At 69.5% G+C, this 21,326-nt stretch carries 14 protein-coding genes; 8 read left to right on the top strand and 6 right to left on the bottom strand.

The window, feature by feature from the left end; all coding sequences use genetic code 11:
- Window positions 1-45: 45 nt before the first annotated feature.
- A complete protein-coding gene (ileS, locus tag AB0N07_RS16905; RefSeq protein WP_365835593.1) occupies window positions 46-3,198 on the bottom strand; it encodes an isoleucine--tRNA ligase in 3,153 nt (1,050 codons plus the stop codon).
- Window positions 3,199-3,804: 606 nt separating this feature from the next.
- Between ileS and AB0N07_RS16910 the strand changes: the two genes are divergently transcribed.
- The 6 genes from AB0N07_RS16910 (at window position 3,805) to AB0N07_RS16935 (ending at window position 10,038) form a co-directional block, all read left to right on the top strand.
- Window positions 3,805-5,466: a TraR/DksA family transcriptional regulator gene (locus AB0N07_RS16910; protein WP_365835595.1), complete on the top strand. Its 1,662-nt coding sequence runs from the start codon at window positions 3,805-3,807 to the stop codon at window positions 5,464-5,466.
- 61 nt (window positions 5,467-5,527) lie between these two features.
- Complete coding sequence (lspA, locus tag AB0N07_RS16915; protein ID WP_365835597.1) at window positions 5,528-6,103, top strand: signal peptidase II; 576 nt, start codon at window positions 5,528-5,530, stop codon at window positions 6,101-6,103.
- 60 nt (window positions 6,104-6,163) lie between these two features.
- Entirely contained in the window at window positions 6,164-7,108 is a 945-nt protein-coding gene (locus AB0N07_RS16920) for an RluA family pseudouridine synthase (RefSeq protein WP_365835599.1), read from the top strand.
- A complete protein-coding gene (locus AB0N07_RS16925; RefSeq protein ID WP_365835601.1) occupies window positions 7,105-7,575 on the top strand; it encodes a GNAT family N-acetyltransferase in 471 nt (156 codons plus the stop codon). Before AB0N07_RS16920 ends, AB0N07_RS16925 begins: the two co-directional genes overlap by 4 nt.
- An 85-nt stretch (window positions 7,576-7,660) precedes the next feature.
- Complete coding sequence (locus tag AB0N07_RS16930) at window positions 7,661-9,247, top strand: Na+/H+ antiporter (protein ID WP_365835779.1); 1,587 nt, start codon at window positions 7,661-7,663, stop codon at window positions 9,245-9,247.
- Between the two features lie 50 nt (window positions 9,248-9,297).
- Window positions 9,298-10,038 carry an SDR family oxidoreductase gene (locus tag AB0N07_RS16935; protein WP_365835604.1) on the top strand — a complete coding sequence of 247 codons (741 nt, stop codon included), beginning with the start codon at window positions 9,298-9,300 and terminating at the stop codon, window positions 10,036-10,038.
- Window positions 10,039-10,041: 3 nt separating this feature from the next.
- Here AB0N07_RS16935 and AB0N07_RS16940 read toward each other — a convergent pair whose 3' ends face one another.
- Window positions 10,042-11,151, bottom strand: a complete 1,110-nt coding sequence (locus tag AB0N07_RS16940; protein WP_365835606.1) for a mechanosensitive ion channel domain-containing protein — start codon at window positions 11,149-11,151, stop codon at window positions 10,042-10,044.
- Window positions 11,152-11,258: 107 nt separating this feature from the next.
- Between AB0N07_RS16940 and AB0N07_RS16945 the strand changes: the two genes are divergently transcribed.
- A complete protein-coding gene (locus tag AB0N07_RS16945) occupies window positions 11,259-11,828 on the top strand; it encodes a dienelactone hydrolase family protein (protein ID WP_365835608.1) in 570 nt (189 codons plus the stop codon).
- A gap of 23 nt (window positions 11,829-11,851) precedes the next feature.
- Here the strand turns inward: AB0N07_RS16945 and AB0N07_RS16950 are convergent, their stop codons facing one another.
- From AB0N07_RS16950 to AB0N07_RS16965, 4 genes are all read right to left on the bottom strand, one after another.
- Window positions 11,852-13,522, bottom strand: a complete 1,671-nt coding sequence (locus AB0N07_RS16950) for an alkaline phosphatase D family protein (RefSeq protein ID WP_365835609.1) — start codon at window positions 13,520-13,522, stop codon at window positions 11,852-11,854.
- Window positions 13,523-14,433: 911 nt separating this feature from the next.
- Window positions 14,434-15,258 (bottom strand): DsbA family protein, encoded by an 825-nt coding sequence (locus tag AB0N07_RS16955; protein ID WP_365835611.1) that lies wholly within the window; start codon window positions 15,256-15,258, stop codon window positions 14,434-14,436.
- Between the two features lie 118 nt (window positions 15,259-15,376).
- Window positions 15,377-16,081 carry a hypothetical protein gene (locus AB0N07_RS16960; RefSeq protein ID WP_365835613.1) on the bottom strand — a complete coding sequence of 235 codons (705 nt, stop codon included), beginning with the start codon at window positions 16,079-16,081 and terminating at the stop codon, window positions 15,377-15,379.
- 78 nt (window positions 16,082-16,159) lie between these two features.
- A complete protein-coding gene (locus AB0N07_RS16965) occupies window positions 16,160-17,485 on the bottom strand; it encodes a DUF2252 domain-containing protein (protein ID WP_365835615.1) in 1,326 nt (441 codons plus the stop codon).
- Window positions 17,486-17,689: 204 nt separating this feature from the next.
- Between AB0N07_RS16965 and dnaE the strand changes: the two genes are divergently transcribed.
- Window positions 17,690-21,229 (top strand): DNA polymerase III subunit alpha, encoded by a 3,540-nt coding sequence (dnaE, locus tag AB0N07_RS16970; RefSeq protein WP_365835617.1) that lies wholly within the window; start codon window positions 17,690-17,692, stop codon window positions 21,227-21,229.
- Window positions 21,230-21,326: the final 97 nt, after the last annotated feature.

The raw sequence follows: 21,326 nt of genomic DNA on the forward strand, positions 1-21,326 counted from the left end.
GGGTCCGCCAAGATCTTTGGCGGACCCGGGCCTTCGGAGGTCGCGTTACGCCTTGCGCAGACGGAAAGCCAGCGACAGGCCCTCGTCGGTGAACGGCTCGCCGTAGGCGTCGTCCGCCTCGCCCAGGGCGCTGTGCTCATTCAAGAAGGCGGTGGCCAGGACCTCGTCGGCGATCAGGGCCGCGTGCTCGGTGAGGGCCGCGACGACCGCCGGGTCGGTGGACGTCCAGCGCAGGGCGATACGGTCGGCCACGTCGAGGCCGCTGTTCTTGCGGGCCTCCTGGATCAGGCGGATCGCGTCACGGGCCAGGCCCGCCTGACGCAGCTCCTCGGTGATCTCCAGGTCGAGAGCGACCGTCGCACCCGAGTCCGAGGCCACCGACCAGCCCTCGCGCGGGGTCTCCGTGATGATCACCTCGTCCGGGGCGAGGGTGATCGTCTCACCGTCGACCTGGACCGAGGCCGTGCCCTCGCGCAGGGCCAGGGACAGCGCGGCGGCGTCCGCGTTCGCGACCGCCTTGGCCACCTCCTGGACGCGCTTGCCGAAGCGCTTGCCCAGGGCGCGGAAATTGGCCTTCGCGGTCGTGTCGACCAGGCTGCCGCCGACCTCGCTGAGCGACGCCAGGGATGTGACGTTCAGCTCCTCCGTGATCTGCGTGTGCAGCTCCCGGTCGAGGGCGTCGAAGCCGGTCGCGGCGATGAGCGCACGGGACAGCGGCTGGCGCGTCTTGACGCCCGACTCCGCGCGCGTGGCCCGGCCCAGCTCGACGAGCCGGCGCACCAGCACCATCTGCTTCGACAGCTCCGGGTCGATGGCGGAGAGGTCCGCCTCCGGCCAGGACGCCAGGTGCACCGACTCCGGGGCGCCCGGGGTGACCGGCGCGATCAGGTCCTGCCAGACCCGCTCGGTGATGAACGGCGTCAGCGGGGCCATCAACTTGGTGACCGTCTCGACGACCTCGTGCAGGGTACGCAGCGCCGCCTTGTCGCCCTGCCAGAAGCGGCGGCGCGACCGGCGGACGTACCAGTTGGAGAGGTCGTCGACGAACGCCGACAGGAGCTTGCCGGCGCGCTGGGTGTCGTACGCCTCCAGGGACTGGGTCACCTGGTCGGTCAGCGCGTGGAGTTCGGACAGCAGCCAGCGGTCCAGGACCGGGCGGTCCGCCGGAGCCGGATCGGCCTCGCTGGGCGCCCAGTTGGAGGTGCGGGCGTACAGGGCCTGGAAGGCGACCGTGTTCCAGTACGTGAGGAGCGTCTTGCGGACGACCTCCTGGATGGTGCCGTGGCCCACGCGGCGTGCCGCCCACGGGGAGCCGCCGGCAGCCATGAACCAGCGCACCGCGTCGGCGCCGTGCTGGTCCATCAGCGGGATCGGCTGCAGGATGTTGCCGAGGTGCTTGGACATCTTGCGGCCGTCCTCGGCGAGGATGTGGCCGAGGCAGACGACGTTCTCGTAACTGGACTTGTCGAAGACCAGGGTGCCGACGGCCATCAGCGTGTAGAACCAGCCGCGGGTCTGGTCGATGGCCTCGGAGATGAACTGCGCCGGGTAGCGGCTCTCGAACAACTCCTTGTTCTTGTACGGGTATCCCCACTGCGCGAACGGCATCGAACCCGAGTCGTACCAGGCGTCGATGACCTCCGGCACGCGCGTGGCCGTCTTCTGGCACTTGGGGCAGGCGAAGGTGACGTCGTCGATGAACGGGCGGTGCGGGTCCAGTTCGGACTGGTCGGAGCCGGTCAGCTCGGTGAGCTCCGCGCGGGAGCCGACCACGGTGAGGTGGTCGTCCTCGCAGCGCCAGATCGGCAGCGGGGTGCCCCAGTAGCGGTTGCGGGACAGCGCCCAGTCGATGTTGTTGTTCAGCCAGTCGCCGTACCGGCCGTGCTTGACCGTGTCGGGGAACCAGTTGGTGTTCTCGTTCTCCTGCAGCAGGCGGTCCTTGACGGCCGTGGTGCGGATGTACCAGGACGGCTGCGCGTAGTAGAGGAGCGCGGTGTGGCAGCGCCAGCAGTGCGGGTAGCTGTGCTCGTACGGGATGTGCTTGAAGAGGAGGCCGCGCTGCTGGAGGTCCTCGGTGAGCTTCTCATCCGCCTTCTTGAAGAAGACGCCGCCGACCAGGGGGACGTCCTCCTCGAAGGTGCCGTCGGGGCGGACGGGGTTCACCACGGGCAGGTCGTAGGCGCGGCAGACCTTGAGGTCGTCCTCGCCGAAGGCGGGGGACTGGTGGACCAGGCCCGTACCGTCCTCCGTCGTGACGTACTCGGCGTTGACGACGAAATGCGCCTCGGCGGGGAACTCCACGAGCTCGAACGGCCGTTGATAGGTCCAGCGCTCCATCTCGGCGCCGGTGAAGGTCTGGCCCGTGGTCTCCCAGCCCTCGCCGAGCGCCTTGCCGACGAGTGGTTCGGCGACGACGAGCTGCTCCTCGCCGTCGGTCGCGACGACGTAGGTGACCTCGGGGTGGGCGGCGACGGCCGTGTTGGAGACCAGCGTCCAGGGAGTCGTCGTCCACACCAGGAGCGCGGCTTCGCCGGCGAGCGGACCGGAGGTGAGGGGGAAACGGACGTACACGGACGGGTCGACGACCGTCTCGTAGCCCTGCGCCAGCTCGTGGTCCGACAGGCCGGTGCCGCAGCGGGGGCACCAGGGGGCGACGCGGTGGTCCTGGACCAGCAGGCCCTTGTTGAAGATCTCCTTCAGCGACCACCAGACCGACTCGATGTACTCCGGGTCCATCGTGCGGTAGGGGTCGTTGAGGTCGGTCCAGTAACCCATGCGGGTCGTGAGGGCCTCGAAGGCGTCGGTGTGGCGGGTCACGGACTCGCGGCACTTGGCGTTGAACTCGGCGATGCCGTACGCCTCGATGTCCTTCTTGCCGGAGAAGCCGAGTTCCTTCTCGACCGCCAGCTCCACCGGGAGGCCGTGGCAGTCCCAGCCGGCCTTGCGGGCCACGTGGTAGCCGCGCATGGTGCGGAAGCGGGGGAAGACGTCCTTGAAGACGCGCGCCTCGATGTGGTGGGCGCCCGGCATGCCGTTGGCGGTGGGCGGGCCCTCGTAGAAGACCCACTCGGGGCGGCCCTCGGACTGCTCCAGGGTCTTGGCGAAGATCTTCTGCTCGCGCCAGAAGTCGAGCACGGCGTGCTCGAGCGCGGGCAGGTCGACCTGGGCGGGCACCTGTCGGTACGTCGGCGATGTCATCAGCGAGCTTCCTCCGGCGGACTTGCTGCCTTCCGTCCGGAGGGACGAGAGCTGTGTCTTTTCCTACGCCGGTTTCGGCGCGCTCCCGCGGTACCACCCTCCTTGGCCCGCCGACGCCTGGTGTGCGCCGATGAGCCCCCTCATTGGGGTCGCGATGCCGGTTCTACCGGCCACAGCCCTTCGGCTACGGCTTTCTTCCGGCGGCTCCGGGGTGATCTTCACGTCGCGCTCGCCCCCGGGCTTCCACCGTCCCCGGGTCGCTCTGGGCTGCGTACGCCGCTACTCGTCCCCATCCACGCTTTTTCGCTCCGCCCAGTGTACGGCGCCGCGCGGACAGCGGCCGACCGGTTTTCGCGCCCTGGTGGGCGGGGGGTGGCGTACGTGCGGAGATGACCCGAATGGGGCGGTACGGGTGTTCGGAATCTGGGACGGGCGGTCCGGCGGATTACCCCGTGGGGAGCTGGGCACAACGCATGCAGGCTTGCGGAGCGGCGTGCGTGAGCCGGGCGAATCGGGCGGTGTGCCCCGTTGCCGCGGGACTGAAGTCGATTTATCGTCCCAGCACGATTCGCGTGCAAGATCACAATATGTGAAGGGGCCGCGGCCATGGTGGCGAAGAAGACCGCCGTACAGCAGTCGGCGTCCGACGGGTCCCCCCAGGCCTCCGGCGGTGCGGCCAAGGATGTGACCGGCAGGAAGAGCGCGCGGGGAGGGTCCACGGCGCGTACGGGCAAGACGGCCAGGGCGGCTACGGGGAGCTCGGCCGCCGCGGCGGAGAAGGCTGCGAAGCCGGTGAAGACGGTGCGGGGGGTTGCGGCCAAGCCGCCCCCTGGGAAGAAGTCCGCCAAGGCGGCGACCGCCTCCGGAACGTCTCGTTCGAAGAAGCCGGCCGAGGAGGAAGCACCCGAGAGACCTGCGGACACCGCGAGGTCGGCCACCGTAAAGAAGACCGCGGGCGGCAAGGGGGCGGCGGCCGGAAAGGGTGCTGCCGAGAGGCGCGCGGCGGAGAAGGCGTCGGCGGAGAAGGCGGGGACAGAGAAGCCCGCGGCGAAGAGGCCTGCCGGGAAAAGGGCCGCAGCTACGAAAGCGGCGGCCGAGAAGGCCGGCGTTCCTGAGGGCGCTGCCGAGGAGGGCGGTCCTGAGGGGGCCGGGGCCGGTGAGGTGGCTACGAGGAAGGCCGTGCGCGGAAGGGCGGCGGTCAAGAAGGCTGCCGGTTCGAAGGGTGCGGTCGAGGAGGGCCGTCGTGAGGGGGCGGGGGCCGGTGAGGAGGTTGCGAGGAAGGCCGGTGGTGGTGAGGCAGCGTCCTCGAAGGGCGGTGGTGGTCGGGCGGCGGTCCCGAAGGCCGGTGTTCCTGAGGGCGCTGCCGAGGAGAGCGGTCCCGAGGAGGGCTTGTCGGAGAAGGTGGGCGGGGGCAGGGCCGTAGGCGAGGGAAGTGCTCGGGAAGGTGCTGAACGGGGTACTGGGCAGTCGGCAGCGAAGAAGGCGGGGGCGGCGGCGAAGGAGTCGGCTGTGAAGAGAGCGGCAGGCAAGAGAGAGGCTGCCGGGAGAGCCGTCGGCCCGGATGCGACCGCCGAACCCGGCACGGACGGGCAGGAAAGCGGCGGCAAGAAGAGCGCGCGCAGGAAGGCCGGGGCGGCGAAGAGCACGGCCACGAAACCTGAGGGCGCGGTCGAGGGTGCCGGCGCCCGGCGGGCGGGTAGGGAGACCGCTGTCGCGAAGCGTGACGGCAGGAAGAGCACGGCCAAGAAGGCGGGCGCGGCCAAGGCCGCGGAGCAGACGGGAGCCACGACGGTGGTTGCGAAGAAGACTCCTGGCACGGCCGCGGCGGCCAAGACCGCCGTACCCAAGGCACGGGTCGCCGCGGCGGAGCCGGGCGAGCTTGCGGTGCGCCCCGGTGAGGACCCCTGGACCCCGGAGGAGGCCGAGGAGGCGCGCGCCGAGCTGCTGTCCGAGATGGAGCGGCTGCGGGACGAGATCAGCTCGTCCGAGAGCGCCGTCGCCGGTCTGATGCGGGACTCGGGGGACGGCGCGGGCGACGACCAGGCGGACACCGGCACCAAGAACATCACGCGCGAGCACGAGCTGGCTCTCGCGGCCAACGCACGCGAGATGCTCACGCAGACCGAGCGCGCCCTGGTGCGGCTGGACGCCGGCACCTACGGCCTGTGCGAGAACTGCGGCAACCCCATCGGCAAGGCCCGGATGCAGGCGTTCCCGCGGGCCACCCTGTGCGTGGAGTGCAAGCAGAAGCAGGAACGCCGGTACTGAGGCGGTACGCGCGCGTGTCGTACCCTCGTCCTCAGTCAGGCACCTAGGTTGAAGGACTCACGTGGCAGAGGCGGAGCGCATCATCGGTACGCCGGACACCCCAGAGGCGGCGGGGACCGAGCCGGAGCAGGGCGAGACCGCACGCCCCAGGGGCAAGCGCCGTATCGCCGTGCTGTTCGCGGTCGCCACGTTCGCGTACGCCCTCGACCTGATCAGCAAGATGATCGTGGTCGCCAAGCTGGAGCACCACGCACCGATCCGGATCATCGGGGACTGGCTGCAGTTCGAGGCGATCCGCAACGCGGGCGCGGCCTTCGGCTTCGGCGCGGCCTTCACCGTGATCTTCACGGTGATCGCGGCGGCCGTGATCGTGGTGATCGCCCGGCTCGCCCGCAAGCTCTACAGCCTGCCCTGGGCGGTCGCGCTCGGCCTGCTGCTCGGCGGTGCGCTCGGCAACCTCACCGACCGGATCTTCCGCTCGCCCGGAGTCTTCGAGGGCGCCGTCGTCGACTTCATCTCGCCCAAGGACTTCGCCGTCTTCAATCTGGCGGACTCGGCGATCGTGTGCGGCGGCATCCTGATCGTGCTGCTGTCGTTCAAGGGGCTCGACCCGGACGGGACCGTCCACAAGGACTGATGCACAGGGGCCGAGGGGCTTGTTTGGGGAGCTGTCGGTGGTGTCCGGCATACTCGTCGGGTGAGCACGATTCCCGAGATCCGTACCCTGCCCGTGCCGGACGGCCTGGAGGGCGAGCGCGTCGACGCCGCCATCTCCCGGATGTTCGGCTTCTCCCGGACCAAGGCGGCGGAGCTCGCCGCCGCGGGGAAGGTCACGGTCGACGGGTCGGTGGTCGGCAAGTCCGAGCGGGTGAGCGGGGGAGCCTGGCTCGAGGTCGAGATGCCGCAGGCGCCCGCGCCGGTGCAGATCGTCGCGGAGCCGGTCGAGGGCATGGAGATCGTCCACGACGACGATGACGTGGTCGTGATCGTCAAGCCGGTCGGTGTCGCCGCCCATCCGAGCCCCGGCTGGAGCGGGCCGACCGTCATCGGCGGCCTCGCCGCGGCCGGCTACCGCATCTCCACCTCCGGCGCCGCCGAGCGCCAGGGCATCGTGCACCGTCTCGACGTCGGCACCTCGGGCCTGATGGTGGTCGCCAAGTCGGAGCGCGCGTACACCTCGCTCAAGCGCCAGTTCAAGGAGCGCACGGTCGACAAGCGTTACCACACGCTCGTCCAGGGCCACCCCGACCCGACCAGCGGCACCATCGACGCACCCATCGGCCGCCACCCCAACCACGACTACAAGTGGGCGGTCACGGCCGACGGAAAGCCCTCGGTCACGCACTACGACCTCATCGAGGCCTTCCGCGCGGCCTCGCTGCTCGACGTCAAGCTGGAGACCGGGCGCACCCACCAGATCCGCGTCCACATGGCCGCCCACCGGCACCCCTGCGTCGGCGACCTGACGTACGGCGCCGACCCGACGCTCGCCAAGCGGCTGCACCTGACCCGCCAGTGGCTGCACGCCGTCCGGCTCGGCTTCGAGCACCCCGGGGACGGCCAGTGGGTGGAGTTCGCCAGCGACTACCCGGCCGACCTGCAGGAGGCCCTCGACCAGGTCCGCGAGGAGACATACGGATGAGCACGCGCGCGTATGTGGTGCGTGTCGCCGAGGACCCCGCCGACCGGGAGGCGTGCTTCGCGGTGCGCAAGGAGGTCTTCGTCGGCGAGCAGGGTGTCCCGGAGGACATCGAGTACGACGCGTACGACGCCGTGGCCGTGCATGTGCTGGCCGTGCGGGAGGACGGGGTGCCGCTCGGCACCGGGCGGCTGCTGCACGGGGAGGCGGCCGCGGCCAAGGTCGGCGGCGACCTGACGGTGGGGTCCCTCGGGCGGCTCGCCGTCGCCAAGGAGGCCCGCGGGCTCGGCGTCGGCATCGCCCTTGTGCGGGCCATCGAGGACGCGGCTCGCGCGCGTGGGCTCGCGGCAGTGGATCTGCACGCGCAGACGCATGCGCTCGGGTTCTACGAGCGGCTCGGATACGAGGCGTACGGGCCGGAGTACCCGGAGGCGGGCATCCCGCACCGGGCGATGCGGCGCGCTCTGTAGCAGAGCCCGAAAACGCCCGCGGGGACGGCGACATGGCAGGCTTGAAAGCCGCTGCCCGTATGTCGACCTTCCCGGAGTGCTGACCGTGGATCAGTTGGCCCTGCTGTTCGTGCTGTTGCTCGGGGCCCTGGTGAGCGTCCCGGTCGGGGACCGGTTCGGACTGCCGGCGCCGGTGCTGATGACCCTCTTCGGGATCGTGCTCGCCGTGGCCGACTTCGTGCCGAACGTCGACGTCCCGCCGGATCTGATCCTGCCCCTGCTGCTCCCGCCGCTGCTGTACGCGGCGGCGCGGCGCACGTCCTGGCGGCAGTTCGCGGCGAACCGGCGGCCGATCTTCCTGCTGGCGGTGGCGCTGGTCTTCGTCACCACCGTGTGCGTGGCCGTCGTAGCGCACACGATCGTGCCGGGGCTGCCCGTCGCCGCCGCCGTGGCACTCGGCGCGCTCGTCGCACCGCCCGACCCGGTCGCCGCGACCGCGGTCGCCGGACAGCTCGGGCTGCCGCGCCGGCTCGTGTCCATCCTGGAGGGCGAGGGCCTGTTCAACGACGTCACGGCGATCGTGCTGTACCACGTGGCGATCGCCGCCGCCGTCAGCGGCAGCTTCACACCGGCACGGGCCGCGCTCGATCTGGTGCTCTCCGCCGTGGTGGCCGTGGCGGTCGGGCTCGCGCTCGGTTGGGGCGCCAACCGGCTCATGGATCTGCTGGGCGACGCGACCCTGCAGATCGGGATGACGCTGCTCGTGCCGTACGCCTCGTACGTCCTCGCGGAGGAGCTGCACGGCTCCGGTGTGCTCGCCGTGCTCACGACCGCCCTGTTCCTCGCCGAGTACGCCACCGACGCCGACGACGTGCTGACCCGGCTGACCGGGCATGCGTTCTGGGACATCGTCGACACGCTCGTCACGGGCGTCGCCTTCGGGCTGATCGGCCTCGAACTGCACAACGCGATCCGGACGGCGTCCGGGCGGTGGGGCGAGATGCTCGGCTGGGCGGGCGTGATCGTGGCCGTCGTGGTCGTCGTACGACTGGTGTACCTGCTGCCGGCGACCTGGCTCACCAAGCGGCTGCACGCCAAACGGGACTACGACGAGGACATCCCGATGAGTGTGCGGGAGACCGTCGTCATGTGGTGGTCGGGGATGCGGGGAGTGGCCTCGGTCGCGTTGGCGCTGGCGATTCCGCTGAAGACCGACGACGGTTCGGCCTTTCCCGACCGGGACGAGATCGTGTTCATCGCCTTCGGGGTGATCATGGGGACGCTGGTGCTGCAGGGGCTGACCCTGCCGTGGCTGGTGAAGCGGCTGGGGGTGCAGGCCGACACGGAGCGGGAGAAGGAGTTCGAGAAGTCCCTCGCCGTCCGGGCGGCCAAGGCGGCCAAGCGGCGGCTGAAGGAGATCGAGCAGGTCGAGGAGCTGCCGGAGGAGCTGTCCGAGCAGATGCTGCGGCGGGCCTTCGAGATCGGGGTGCGGATCAGCCCCGAGATGGGGGACGAGGAGCGGCGGGAGGCGCATGAACACCGCGTGCGCCGGCTGAAGCGGGTGCGGCGGATCCAGGGCGAGCTGCTCAGCGCGGCACGGCACGAGGTGCTGGCCGCGCGCAGCGAGCCAGGGGCGGATCCGGAGGTCGTGGACCGGGTGCTGCGCCATCTCGACGTACGGAGTCTGCGGTGACCCCCACGGGTCGTTCGACGTCGGCGGCTTGCGGTGCGTAGGGTCGGATCATGGCTCGTAATGTCGTAATCAGCGGTGGCGGTACGGGGATTGGACTTGCCGCGGCGCAGGTCTTCGCGGCGGACGGGGACCGGGTCCTGCTGCTCGGGCGGCGGGCGGAGGTGCTGGAGAAGGCCGCGGTGCCGGGCGCTTCGGCCTACGCGGCGGATCTGAGCGATCCGGCTGCCGTGCGCGGGGTCGCCGACTTCGTGGAGCGGGAGTTCGGGACCGTGGACGTACTGATCCACGGTGCCGGGGGCACCGGGCAGCTGGAGCCCGCCGCCGAGAGCGAGGACCCGCTCGACCGTGTCGCACACAACTGGACCGTCAACTTCCGGATCAACACCCTCACCGCCGCGCTGCTCACGGAGGCCCTGAAGGACCGGCTGGCCACGCCGGGCGGGCGGGTGCTGTTCGTCAGCTCCATCGCCGCCTACCGGGGGTCCGGCAGCGGGGCGTACGGCGGCGCCAAGGCCGCGTTGCACCCGTACGCCCACGACCTCGCCCGGGAGCTGGGGCCGCGCGGGATCACCGCCAACGTGGTCGCGCCCGGGTACATCGAGGACACCGAGTTCTTCGGCCCGCAGATCGACCCCGCGCGGCGCGCACGGCTCGTCGACGACACCCTGGACAAGCGCGCCGGCACCCCCGGCGACGTGGCCGCGACCCTGCACTGGCTCGCCTCACCGGGCGCCGGGCACGTCACCTCGCAGGTCATCCAGGTCAACGGGGGTGCGGAGCGCGGCCACTGAGGCCTAGCCGCGGCCGGTCCTCGGCGCGGGTGTGCGGTGGGCGGCGCCGTCCGAGAAGCCGTCGAAGGAGCGTCGGCTCGACGGCAGCGCCGCGTCCGTGGTGTTGACGCGGGGCAGGGCGTACGGGTGCTGCTCGCACAGCCAGCGGACCATCTGCTCGCGGACGGTGACCCGAACCGTCCATATGTCGTCCGCGTCCTTGGCCGTCACCAGGGCCCGCACCTGCATGGTGTTCGGGGTGGTGTCCGTGACGGCCAGCCCGTAGCTGCGGCCGTCCCAGGCCGAGCACCCGCGCAGGATGTCGCGGAGCTTGTCGCGCATCAGCTCCACCGGCGCCGAGTGGTCGAGGTGCCAGTAGACGATGCCCGTCATCTGGCTGCTGCCGCGGGACCAGTTCTCGAAGGGTTTCGAGGTGAAGTACGAGACCGGCATGGTGATCCGGCGCTCGTCCCAGGTCCGTACGGTCAGGAAGGTCAGCGTGATCTCCTCGACCGTGCCCCACTCGCCGTCCACCACGACCGTGTCGCCGAGCCGCACCATGTCGCCGAAGGCGATCTGCAGGCCCGCGAACAGGTTGCTGAGCGTCGACTGGGCGGCGACACCGGCGACGATGCCGAGGACGCCGGCCGAGGCCAGCAGCGAGGCACCCGCGGCGCGCATCGCCGGGAACGTCAGCAGCATCGCGGCCGCGGCCACCACGCCGACGATCGCCGCGACCACCCTCATGATCAGCGACACCTGGGTGCGTACGCGCCGCACCCGGGCGGGGTCGTGGTGGAGGCGGGCGTAACGGGAGTAGGACGTCTCCACGACGGCCGCCGCGATACGGATCACCACCCAGGCCGTCGACCCGATCAGCACCAGGGTCAGCGTCCGGCCGATGCCGACCTCGTGCTCCTGCAGCAGCTGCGCCTGGTCGTAGGAGCCTCTGAGCATGGCCGAGCACAGCACCAGCTGGTAGGGGATACGGCCGCGGCGCAGCAACCCCCACAGCGGGGTCTCGCCGTGCCGTTCGTCGGCTTTGCGCAGCAGCAGATCGGTGGCCCAGCCGATGAGCAGCGTGAGCACGACCGAGCCGCCGATCACGATCAGCGGGCGGAGTACGTTCTCCATGCCTGCGAACCTAACCGGCTCCGGGGGGTCATGAACATGTGAGTTCGGGCTCGTAGGGGGTATGCCCGCGAGGCCGCGGTGTCAGTCCCGGCTGGCACGATGGCCTCATGAACATCATGCTCTTTCACTCGACCTACGGTCTGCGGCCCGCGGTGCGCGAGTCCGCGGACCGGCTGCGCGGCGCCGGGCACGAGGTGTGGACCCCGGACCTCTTCGATGGGCGTACGTTCGAGACGGTCGAGGAGGGCATGGCCTTCAACGACGAGATCGGCAAGGACGAGCTGCTCAAGAGAGCCGTCCTGGCCGCCGCGCCCTACTCCGAGCGGGGTCTTGTGTACGCCGGCTTCTCGCTCGGCGCCTCCATCGCCCAGACTCTCGCGCTCGGCGACGAGAAGGCGCACGGCCTGCTGCTTCTGCACGGCACGTCGGACATCGCGCCCAACGCGTCCGTGGACGAGCTGCCGGTCCAGCTGCATGTCGCCGAGCCGGACCCGTTCGAGACGGACGACTGGCTGAGCGCCTGGTATCTGCAGATGGGCAGGGCGGGCGCGGACGTCGAGGTCTACCGATACGCGGGGGCGGGCCACCTCTACACCGACCCCGGGCTGCCGGACTACGACGAGGAGGCCGCCGAGGCCACCTGGCGGGTGGCGCTCGGCTTCCTCGAGACTCTCTAGAAGCCCTCTGGCCCTCTGGCCCTCTATACGGGGTCGTACGTCCGCTCGACCTTCTGGGTACCGGTGCGCGTGCGGTACGAACGCACCCAGGCCGAGGTCGCGTCGGCCTTCGTGCGGTCGGACAGGACGTAGTAGTCCATCTGCGCGCGCTCGGCGGTGATGTCCAGGACGCCGTAGCCGTGGCGGTCGGTGTCGACCCAGTGGACGTGCCGGTTGGCCGCCTTGATGATCGGCGAGGCGATCGCGGAGACCGTGCCCTCGGGGACCTTGACGATGTCGTCGAGGTTGTCGGAGGTCACCGAGGTGACGACGAACTCCGTGGCGGCCGAAGCCGACAGCGGATACGTCCCGGCGTCCACCGGTACGTCGTTGGCCCACGCCATATGGATGTCGCCGGTCAGGAAGACGGTGTTGCCGATCCCGTTCGAGGTGAGATGGGCCAGCAGCTCGCGGCGGTCGTCGGTGTAGCCGTCCCACTGGTCGGTGTTCACGGCGAGGCCGTCCTGCGGCAGGCTCAGCAGCTTGGCCAGCGGCTTGAGCAGGTCGGCGGTGAGCGAGCCGATGATGAACGGCGCGATCATCACCGAGTTGCCGACCAGTCGCCAGGTGGTGTCGGAGGCCTTCAATCCGGCCTTCAGCCAGTCGAGTTGGGCCCGCCCGGTGATCGTGCGGTCCGGGTCGTCGACCGAGCCGGAACCGGTGGACGCCTGCTGGGAGCGGAAGGAGCGCAGGTCCAGGAGGGAGAGGTCGGCGAGCTTGCCGAAGCGCAGCCGGCGGTAGGTGGTGCCCGCGATCGCAGGGCGGACCGGCATCCACTCGAAGTAGGCCTGTTTGGCGGCCGCCTTGCGGTCGGTCCAGGTGCCCTCGGCGCCCTCGGTGTGGTTGACCGCACCGCCGGACCACGCGTTGTCGGCGAACTCGTGGTCGTCCCAGATCGCGACGACCGGCGCCTTGTGGTGCAGGGCCTGCAGATCCGGGTCGGTCTTGTACTTGCCGTGCCGGGTGCGGTAGTCGGCGAGGGTGATGATCTCGTTCGCCGGTGCGTGCGGGCGGACGACCGTGCCGCGGGCCGCGTACTCGCCGGACTTGTACTCGTAGATGTAGTCGCCGAGGTGCAGCCAGGCGTCCAGGTCGTTGCGGGCCGCGAGATGGCGGTACGCGGCGAAGTAGCCGCCCTCCCAGTTGGCGCAGGTGACCACGCCGAAGCGCAGGCCCGGCACGGCGGCGTCCGCGGCGGGCGCCGTGCGGGTGCGGGCGAGAGGGGAGTCGGTCGGGCCGGCGGAGAACCGGAACCAGTAGTCGGTGGCCGGCTCCAGGCCCCGGACGTCCGCCTTGACGGTGTGGTCGGAGGTGGCACTGGCCGTGGTCGAGCCCTTGGCGACGATGTTCGTCAGCGCCTTGTCCTTGGCGACGACCCAGCTGACCTCGGTGTCCGGGCCGAGCCCCGAGCCGGGTATGGCCTCGGCGGTGGGCGTCACCCGGGTCCACAGCAGGATGCCGTCGGGCAGCGGGTCGCCGGAGGCGACACCGTGCAGGAAGGCGGGGGCGTCCGCGGCCGCGCGGGCCGGGAGCGCGGCGGCGAGCGGTCCGGCCAGGACAGCGCTCGCCGCCGCGGCCTTGACGACCGTACGGCGGCGCGGGGAGAGCGAGTCGAGGGCCTGGGACGCCTCGGATGATCTGTATCGACTGGTCACGACCGAACAGGTTACTGATCAGTATGCGTGAGAGCGGGCGAACCCGGAATGTTCGCTCGCTCTTCATGCGGAGGCCGGACTTCCCCTCGGCGCCGGCCCTTGCGGCGTCAGCCCTGGAGGGCCGCTCCCCGCTCGTAGTGGCAGGTGACCAAGTGGCGTCGAGATCCAGGACCATGCCGGCAGGTCCCGTCCGCCTGCGCGGGCTGTGGGGATGCCACCGGTGGTCTCGGCGGCCTGCAGCCAGGCGGTCGGGGGGGTGAGGCGACAGGTCCGAGCCCCGCCCCGCCGCCGGTCCTCCCTTTGAAGCGGAACGTCAGGTGCGTCACGGTTCGCATTCGCCGTCCGGTGCCGCCTCCATCACGCCAAAACGCCCCCTCGGGCCCATTGGCCCGGCGCCATGCTCCTCAGCGCCGTGCACTCCGACGCGGGCTCCTGGTACGCCGTCGCGCCGCCCACGACCACGACAACCCCGTTGGATATGTTGCTCGCCGACACGTGATCGCAGGGCTGCGGCAGCCGCTGTGCCCGCGGTCGCCACGTTCATCGCAATGCCGCTCATGATCAGCGCGGAATCCCATGTGCATCCTCGCATTCCTACCAAGGTCATCTTGCGAACCTTGGTTCAACCGGCTGCCGATGGAGCCCACCACAGGGTTTCCGGAAAGCATCTGGCCGAAATGTTCCCCGGTGGGAGCGCTTTTTCCGCGCCGCGATTCCCGTCGGAAAGCGACTTCATCGTCCCGGGGCGAAGCCGTCCTCGTGTGTTTCGTCAAGGACTGCGGCCCTCATGAGTTCTGCAACCACACCCGGGTCGAGGCGTAATCGTCTGAACTTTGAGTCGTAAATCGAATGGGAAGCGTCCCGGGCCTGAAGCCGGCCCGGGACACTTCCCATTTCCGTGGGCTGCAGAACTAGGAGTTGAGAGCCTTCTGTATTGCGGTATTGAAGTCGGCGACCGACATGGGGGCGTTCTTGCCGTCGCTGCCGGTGACGATCTTGCCGTCCATGAGCAGCGTCGGGGTCCCCTGGAAGCCGTACTTCTTTCCATCCGTGTCGAACTTGCTGCCCATCACGAGGGCCCACTTGTCGTAGGTCCCCTTCTTCACGGCATTCTGGAACGCCGTGTTGTTCTTGAGGGCGCCCACCGTGTTCGCCACCTTGATCAGGTAGTCGTCGCTCTTGAACTTGTCGTCCTGCTCGTCCGGGTGGTATTTCGTCGAGTAGAGAGCGGTCTTGTACTCGAGGAAGGCCTCGGGGCTGACGTTCAGGGCCGCGCCCAGTGCACTCAGCGCGTTCTTTGAGCCTTCGCCCGGGATGTTGTTGTCGATGAACGTCGCGCCGACGTACTGAATTTTGAACTTGCCGGCATCGAGATCCTGCTTGACCGTCGAGCCGACCGTCTGCTCGAACTGGGCGCAGACCGGGCAGCGCGGGTCCTCGTACATCACGAGGGTCTTCTTGGCGGTGCTCTTTCCGATGACGACGGTCGTACCGTCCGTCCCCGTGCTGTTGGCCGGCTTGACCAGGCTCTCCTTTTTCACCGCATCCCAGCCGCTGGGCTTGTTGGCCTGGACGACGGCGTAACCTATGCCGCCCGCCGCCGCCAGTACGGCCACGATCGAGCCGGCCACGATGACCTGCCGCTTGGCCTTGGCCCTCTTGGCCTGGCGCTCGCGCTCCTGCCGCAGCCGCTCTCGGGCCGCCGTCTTCGAGGCCTGGTTGTTCCGCTTGCTCATGTCGGTGTTCTCCATGTGGGACCCGCATACGTCGTACGCGGGATACGTGTGGGGGACTGGTCGTGCTCAGGTGCTGTGCGCAATGACGGTGCGTGCAGGGCAGCGCACCGGGTGTCGCTCAGGCGAAGACGACCGGGCAGGGCGGGCCACGCCGTCCCAGGGAGTGCACGAGGATCCGCTCGCGGGCGACGGCCGCGGGGCGACCGGTGTGCTGGACGCGGGGCGCCGGCGCGGCCGGCCGGACCGTCACCGCGGCGACCGCCAGCAGCAGCGGACGGAAGGTGGTCGCGGTCACGGCGCGGACCAGCTGGGCCAGCGCCCGCTCGCCGCGGCGCAGCCAGGCGGCGGCCAGCAGGCCGACGCCGACATGAGCGGCCAGCAGCAGCCAGGCGGTGGCCGGGTCGGCGTGGGCGAGCAGGGCGGCGAGCCGGTCGGTGCCGGTGCCGGTCACGCGGGCCAGCGGGGCGGTCGCCCCGGAGCCGATGCCGGTGCCGTTGCCGCACAGCACGTCGAAGCCGACCGAGCGCAGGGGGCCCGCGACGGGGCCTCCGGCGCGGCCGTAGCAGACGTGCTGGCCGGTGGTGAAGACCGTGTCGGCAGCCAGCTCCAGCGGGATCAGCAGGGCGGCGATCCGACCGAAACCGCGCTCGCGGCCGGCCAGGGCGTAGGCGACCGTGAACACGGCGGCGGCGACGGCGGCCACCGTGTTGAGCGGCAGCGGGACCCGCGACAGCAGCACGTGCGACGCGGTGCTGAGCGTCACGACGAGTGCCGTGAACAGCGCCGCGCGAAGCGCTCTGATGCGGGTCCCGGATATGTCCATAGCGTGGAGAGTCTGTCACGTGGTCCTGTAAGGGACCCCTAAAAGTGCCCTGTGAGACGGCGGACCGACAGCAGACCGTCAGAGACCCGGGATCCGGCCGTTGCGGAACAGGTCCACGAAGATCTGGTGGTCGGCACGCGCGCGTGCGCCGTACCCGTGCGCGAAGTCGGTCAGGACGCCCGCGAAACCGTCCTCGTCGGCGGCGATCGCCGCGTCGATGGCGCGCTCGGTGGAGAACGGCACCAGGGATTCACCGGACTGGTCGTCCGCCGCCGCGTGCATGGTGGCCGTGGCCCGGCCGAGGTCGGCGACGACTGCCGCGATCTCCTCCGGGTCGTCGATGTCGCCCCAGTCCAGGTCGACGGCGTACGGCGACACCTCGGCGACCAGCTGGCCCGCACCGTCGAGCTCGGTCCAGCCCAGCCACGGGTCCGCGTGCGCCTGCAGGGCGCGCTGGGAGATCACCGTGCGGTGGCCCTCGTGCTGGAAGTAGTCGCGGATCGCCGGGTCGGTGATGTGCCGGGAGACGGCCGGGGTCTGGGCCTGCTTGATGTAGATCACCACATCGTTCTCCAGGGCGTCGCTGTGGCCCTCCAGAAGGATGTTGTACGACGGCAGACCGGCCGATCCGATGCCGATGCCGCGGCGTCCGACCACGTCCTTCACCCGGTACGAGTCCGGGCGGGCCAGGGAGGCGTCCGGCAGCGTCTCCAGATAGCCGTCGAAGGCGGCGAGGACCTTGTAGCGGGTGGCAGCGTCCAGCTCGATGGAGCCGCCGCCGGGCGCGAAGCGGCGCTCGAAGTCGCGGATCTCCGTCATCGAGTCCAGCAGCCCGAAGCGGGTCAGGGAGCGCGCGTCACGCAGGGCGTCCAGGAGCGGCCCCTGCGCGGTGTCGAGCGTGAAGGGAGGCACCTCGTCGCTCTTCGCGCCGGTCGCCAGGGCGTGGATGCGCTCGCGGTACGCGCCCGCGTACACCTCGACCAGCTCGGTGATCTGGTCGTCGGCGAGCGCCTTCGCGTAGCCGATCAGGGCGATGGAGGCGGAGAACCGCTTCAGGTCCCAGGTGAAGGGGCCGACGTAGGCCTCGTCGAAGTCGTTGACGTTGAAGATCAGGCGGCCGTTCGCGTCCATGTACGTGCCGAAGTTCTCCGCGTGCAGGTCGCCGTGGATCCACACGCGCGAGGTGCGCTCGTCCAGGTACGGGCCGCCCCTCTTCTCTGTGTCCAGGTCGTGGTAGAAGAGGCACGCCGTGCCCCGGTAGAACGCGAAGGCCGAGGCGGCCATCTTGCGGAACTTCACGCGGAACGCGGCCGGGTCGGCGGCCAGGAGCCGGCCGAAGGCGGTGTCGAAGACGGCGAGGATCTCCTCGCCGCGCTGCTCGTCGTTGAGCTGGGGAACCGACATCGCGGGGTGCCTCCTGGTGCCTGGATGTGTACGACTGCGTTTCTGTTTGGCCAACGGTCGAGGGTGCGCGGAAGTGCCCGCGATCCTCGCAGTGAAGGTACGCGGGGCAGCCCTCGGATTGTCAGTCCCGAGGCATAGACTTCGACGCTGACCCCAGGACTGTCCGCCAGCCCGTCGCCGCGCGTTTCCTTTGGAGGCCGAACCGTGTCAAAGCCGCCGTTCACGCACCTGCACGTCCACACCCAGTACTCGCTGCTGGACGGTGCCGCGCGGCTCAAGGACATGTTCAACGCGTGCAACGAGATGGGCATGACCCACATCGCCATGTCCGACCACGGCAACCTGCACGGGGCGTACGACTTCTTCCATTCCGCGAAGAAGGCCGGGGTCACCCCGATCATCGGCATCGAGGCATATGTCGCTCCCGAGTCACGGCGCAACAAGCGCAAGATCCAGTGGGGCCAGCCGCACCAGAAGCGCGACGACGTCTCCGGTTCCGGTGGCTACACCCACAAGACGATCTGGGCGGCGAACGAGACGGGTCTGCACAACCTCTTCCGCCTCTCCTCGGACGCGTACGCCGAGGGCTGGCTGCAGAAGTGGCCCCGTATGGACAAGGAGACCATCTCCCAGTGGTCCGAGGGCCTGATCGCCTCCACCGGCTGCCCCTCCGGCGAGCTCCAGACCCGCCTGCGGCTCGGCCAGTACGACGAGGCGCTGAAGTCGGCCGCCGAGTACCAGGACATCTTCGGCAAGGACCGCTACTTCCTGGAGCTGATGGACCACGGCATCGAGATCGAGCGCCGGGTCCGTGACGGCCTCCTCGACATCGGCAAGAAGCTCGGCATCCCGCCGCTGGTCACCAACGACTCGCACTACACGTACGCGCACGAGGCGACCGCCCACGACGCCCTGCTGTGCATCCAGACCGGCAAGAACCTCTCCGACCCGGACCGCTTCAAGTTCGACGGCACCGGCTACTACCTGAAGTCCACGGACGAGATGTACGCCATCGACTCCTCGGACGCCTGGCAGGAGGGCTGCCGCAACACCCTCCTGGTGGCCGAACAGGTCGACACCAACGGCATGTTCGAGGCGAAGAACCTCATGCCGAAGTTCGACATCCCCGAGGGCTACACCGAGGTCACCTGGTTCAAGGAGGAGGTCCGCCGCGGCATGGAGCGCCGCTTCCCCGACGGCATCCCCGAGGACCGCCAGAAGCAGGTCGAGTACGAGATGGACGTCATCATCCAGATGGGGTTCCCGGGCTACTTCCTCGTCGTCGCCGACTTCATCATGTGGGCCAAGAACAACGGCATCGCGGTCGGCCCCGGCCGAGGCTCCGCGGCCGGCTCGATCGTCGCGTACGCCATGGGCATCACCGACCTCGACCCGATCCCGCACGGTCTGATCTTCGAGCGGTTCCTCAACCCCGAGCGCGTCTCCATGCCCGACGTCGACATCGACTTCGACGAGCGTCGGCGCGTCGAGGTGATCAGGTACGTGACCGAGAAGTACGGCGCCGACAAGGTCGCCATGATCGGCACGTACGGCAAGATCAAGGCCAAGAACGCGATCAAGGACTCCGCGCGCGTGCTGGGCTACCCGTACGCCATGGGCGACCGCATCACCAAGGCGATGCCCGCCGACGTCCTCGGCAAGGGCATCGACCTCAACGGCATCACCGATCCCTCGCACCCCCGCTACTCGGAGGCGGGCGAGGTCCGCGGGATGTACGAGAACGAGCCGGACGTGAAGAAGGTCATCGACACGGCCAAGGGCGTCGAGGGCCTGGTCCGGCAGATGGGTGTGCATGCCGCCGGCGTGATCATGTCCAGCGAGACCATCACCGAGCACGTGCCTGTGTGGGTGCGCCACACCGACGGCGTGACCATCACGCAGTGGGACTACCCGAGCTGCGAGTCGCTCGGCCTGCTGAAGATGGACTTCCTCGGCCTGCGCAACCTGACGATCATGGACGACGCCGTCAAGATGGTGAAGTCCAACAAGGGCGTCGACCTGGAGCTGCTGAGCCTCCCGCTGGACGACCCCAAGACCTTCGAACTGCTCCAGCGCGGCGAGACGCTCGGCGTCTTCCAGTTCGACGGCGGCCCCATGCGTTCGCTGCTGCGTCTGATGAAGCCCGACAACTTCGAAGACATCTCCGCCGTCTCCGCGCTCTACCGTCCCGGCCCGATGGGCATGGACTCGCACACCAACTACGCCCTGCGCAAGAACAAGCTCCAGGAGATCACCCCGATCCACCCGGAGCTGGAGGAGCCCCTCAGGGAGGTCCTGGACGTCACCTACGGCCTGATCGTCTACCAGGAGCAGGTGCAGAAGGCCGCCCAGATCATCGCCGGCTACTCGCTCGGCGAGGCCGACATCCTGCGCCGAGTGATGGGCAAGAAGAAGCCCGACGAACTGGCGAAGAACTTCACCATCTTCCAGGCCGGCGCCCAGAAGAACGGCTACAGCGACGAGGCCATCCAGGCCCTGTGGGACGTGCTGGTCCCCTTCGCCGGCTATGCCTTCAACAAGGCGCACTCGGCCGCGTACGGACTGGTCTCCTACTGGACGGCCTACCTCAAGGCGAACTACCCGGCCGAGTACATGGCCGCGCTGCTGACCTCCGTCAAGGACGACAAGGACAAATCGGCGGTCTACCTCAACGAGTGCCGCCGCATGGGCATCAAGGTGCTCCCGCCGAACGTCAACGAGTCGGTGCACAACTTCGCCGCCCAGGGCGACGACGTGATCCTCTTCGGCCTCGAGGCCGTCCGCAACGTCGGCACCAACGTGGTCGAGTCGATCATCAAGAGCCGCAATGCCAAGGGCAAGTACGCCTCCTTCCCCGACTACCTCGACAAGGTCGAGGCGGTCGCGTGCAACAAGCGCACCACGGAGTCGCTGATCAAGGCGGGCGCGTTCGACACCCTGGGGCACACCCGCAAGGGCCTCACCGCGCACTTCGAGCCGATGATCGACAACGTGGTCGCGGTCAAGCGCAAGGAGGCCGAGGGCCAGTTCGACCTCTTCGGCGGCATGGGCGAGGAGGAGAGCAACGAGCCCGGCTTCGGACTCGACGTGGAGTTCACCACCGAGGAGTGGGACAAGACCTATCTGCTCGCCCAGGAGCGGGAGATGCTCGGTCTGTACGTCTCCGACCACCCGCTCTTCGGTCTGGAGCACGTGCTGTCCGACAAGGCCGACGCGGGTATCTCCCAGCTGACCGGCGGTGAGCACGCGGACGGCGCGGTCGTCACCATCGGCGGCATCATCTCGGGCCTGCAGCGCAAGATGACCAAGCAGGGCAACGCCTGGGCGATCGCCACCGTCGAGGACCTCGCGGGCTCCATCGAGTGCATGTTCTTCCCGGCGACCTACCAGCTGGTGTCGACCCAACTCGTCGAGGACGCCGTCGTGTTCGTCAAGGGCCGCCTCGACAAGCGCGAGGACGTGCCGCGGCTGGTGGCGATGGAACTCCAGGTCCCGGACCTGTCCAACGCGGGCACCAACGCGCCCGTGATCCTCACCATCCCGGCGACGAGGGTCACCCCGCCGATGGTCAGCCGCCTCGGCGAGATCCTCAGCCACCACAAGGGCGACAGCGAGGTCCGCATCAAGCTCCAGGGCCCGACCAAGACGACGGTCCTGCGTCTGGACCGGCATCGCGTGAAGCCCGATCCTGCGCTCTTCGGCGACCTGAAGGTGCTGCTCGGACCGTCCTGCCTGGCCGGCTGAGCGACGTACGCGCGCGGGCGAACGAGCCCAGGACGAGGGGCGCATCCGGTGAGCCGGATGCGGCCCGCGGTGTTGGTGGGTGTCAACAAACCCAATT

The organism is Streptomyces sp. NPDC051172, from assembly GCF_040682555.1.
GTDB lineage: Bacteria > Actinomycetota > Actinomycetes > Streptomycetales > Streptomycetaceae > Streptomyces.

What these genes read in the sequence shown, in the direction of transcription:
- AB0N07_RS16910 (WP_365835595.1), top strand. Translation starts at nt 3,805, where the DNA reads ATGGTGGCGAAGAAGACCGCCGTACAGCAGTCGGCGTCCGACGGGTCC.
- AB0N07_RS16935 (WP_365835604.1), top strand. Translation starts at nt 9,298, where the DNA reads ATGGCTCGTAATGTCGTAATCAGCGGTGGCGGTACGGGGATTGGACTT.
- AB0N07_RS16965 (WP_365835615.1), bottom strand. Translation starts at nt 17,485, where the DNA reads ATGTCGGTTCCCCAGCTCAACGACGAGCAGCGCGGCGAGGAGATCCTC.
- AB0N07_RS16925 (WP_365835601.1), top strand. Translation starts at nt 7,105, where the DNA reads ATGAGCACGCGCGCGTATGTGGTGCGTGTCGCCGAGGACCCCGCCGAC.
- ileS (WP_365835593.1), bottom strand. Translation starts at nt 3,198, where the DNA reads ATGACATCGCCGACGTACCGACAGGTGCCCGCCCAGGTCGACCTGCCC.
- AB0N07_RS16945 (WP_365835608.1), top strand. Translation starts at nt 11,259, where the DNA reads ATGAACATCATGCTCTTTCACTCGACCTACGGTCTGCGGCCCGCGGTG.
- AB0N07_RS16940 (WP_365835606.1), bottom strand. Translation starts at nt 11,151, where the DNA reads ATGGAGAACGTACTCCGCCCGCTGATCGTGATCGGCGGCTCGGTCGTG.
- AB0N07_RS16955 (WP_365835611.1), bottom strand. Translation starts at nt 15,258, where the DNA reads ATGAGCAAGCGGAACAACCAGGCCTCGAAGACGGCGGCCCGAGAGCGG.
- AB0N07_RS16960 (WP_365835613.1), bottom strand. Translation starts at nt 16,081, where the DNA reads ATGGACATATCCGGGACCCGCATCAGAGCGCTTCGCGCGGCGCTGTTC.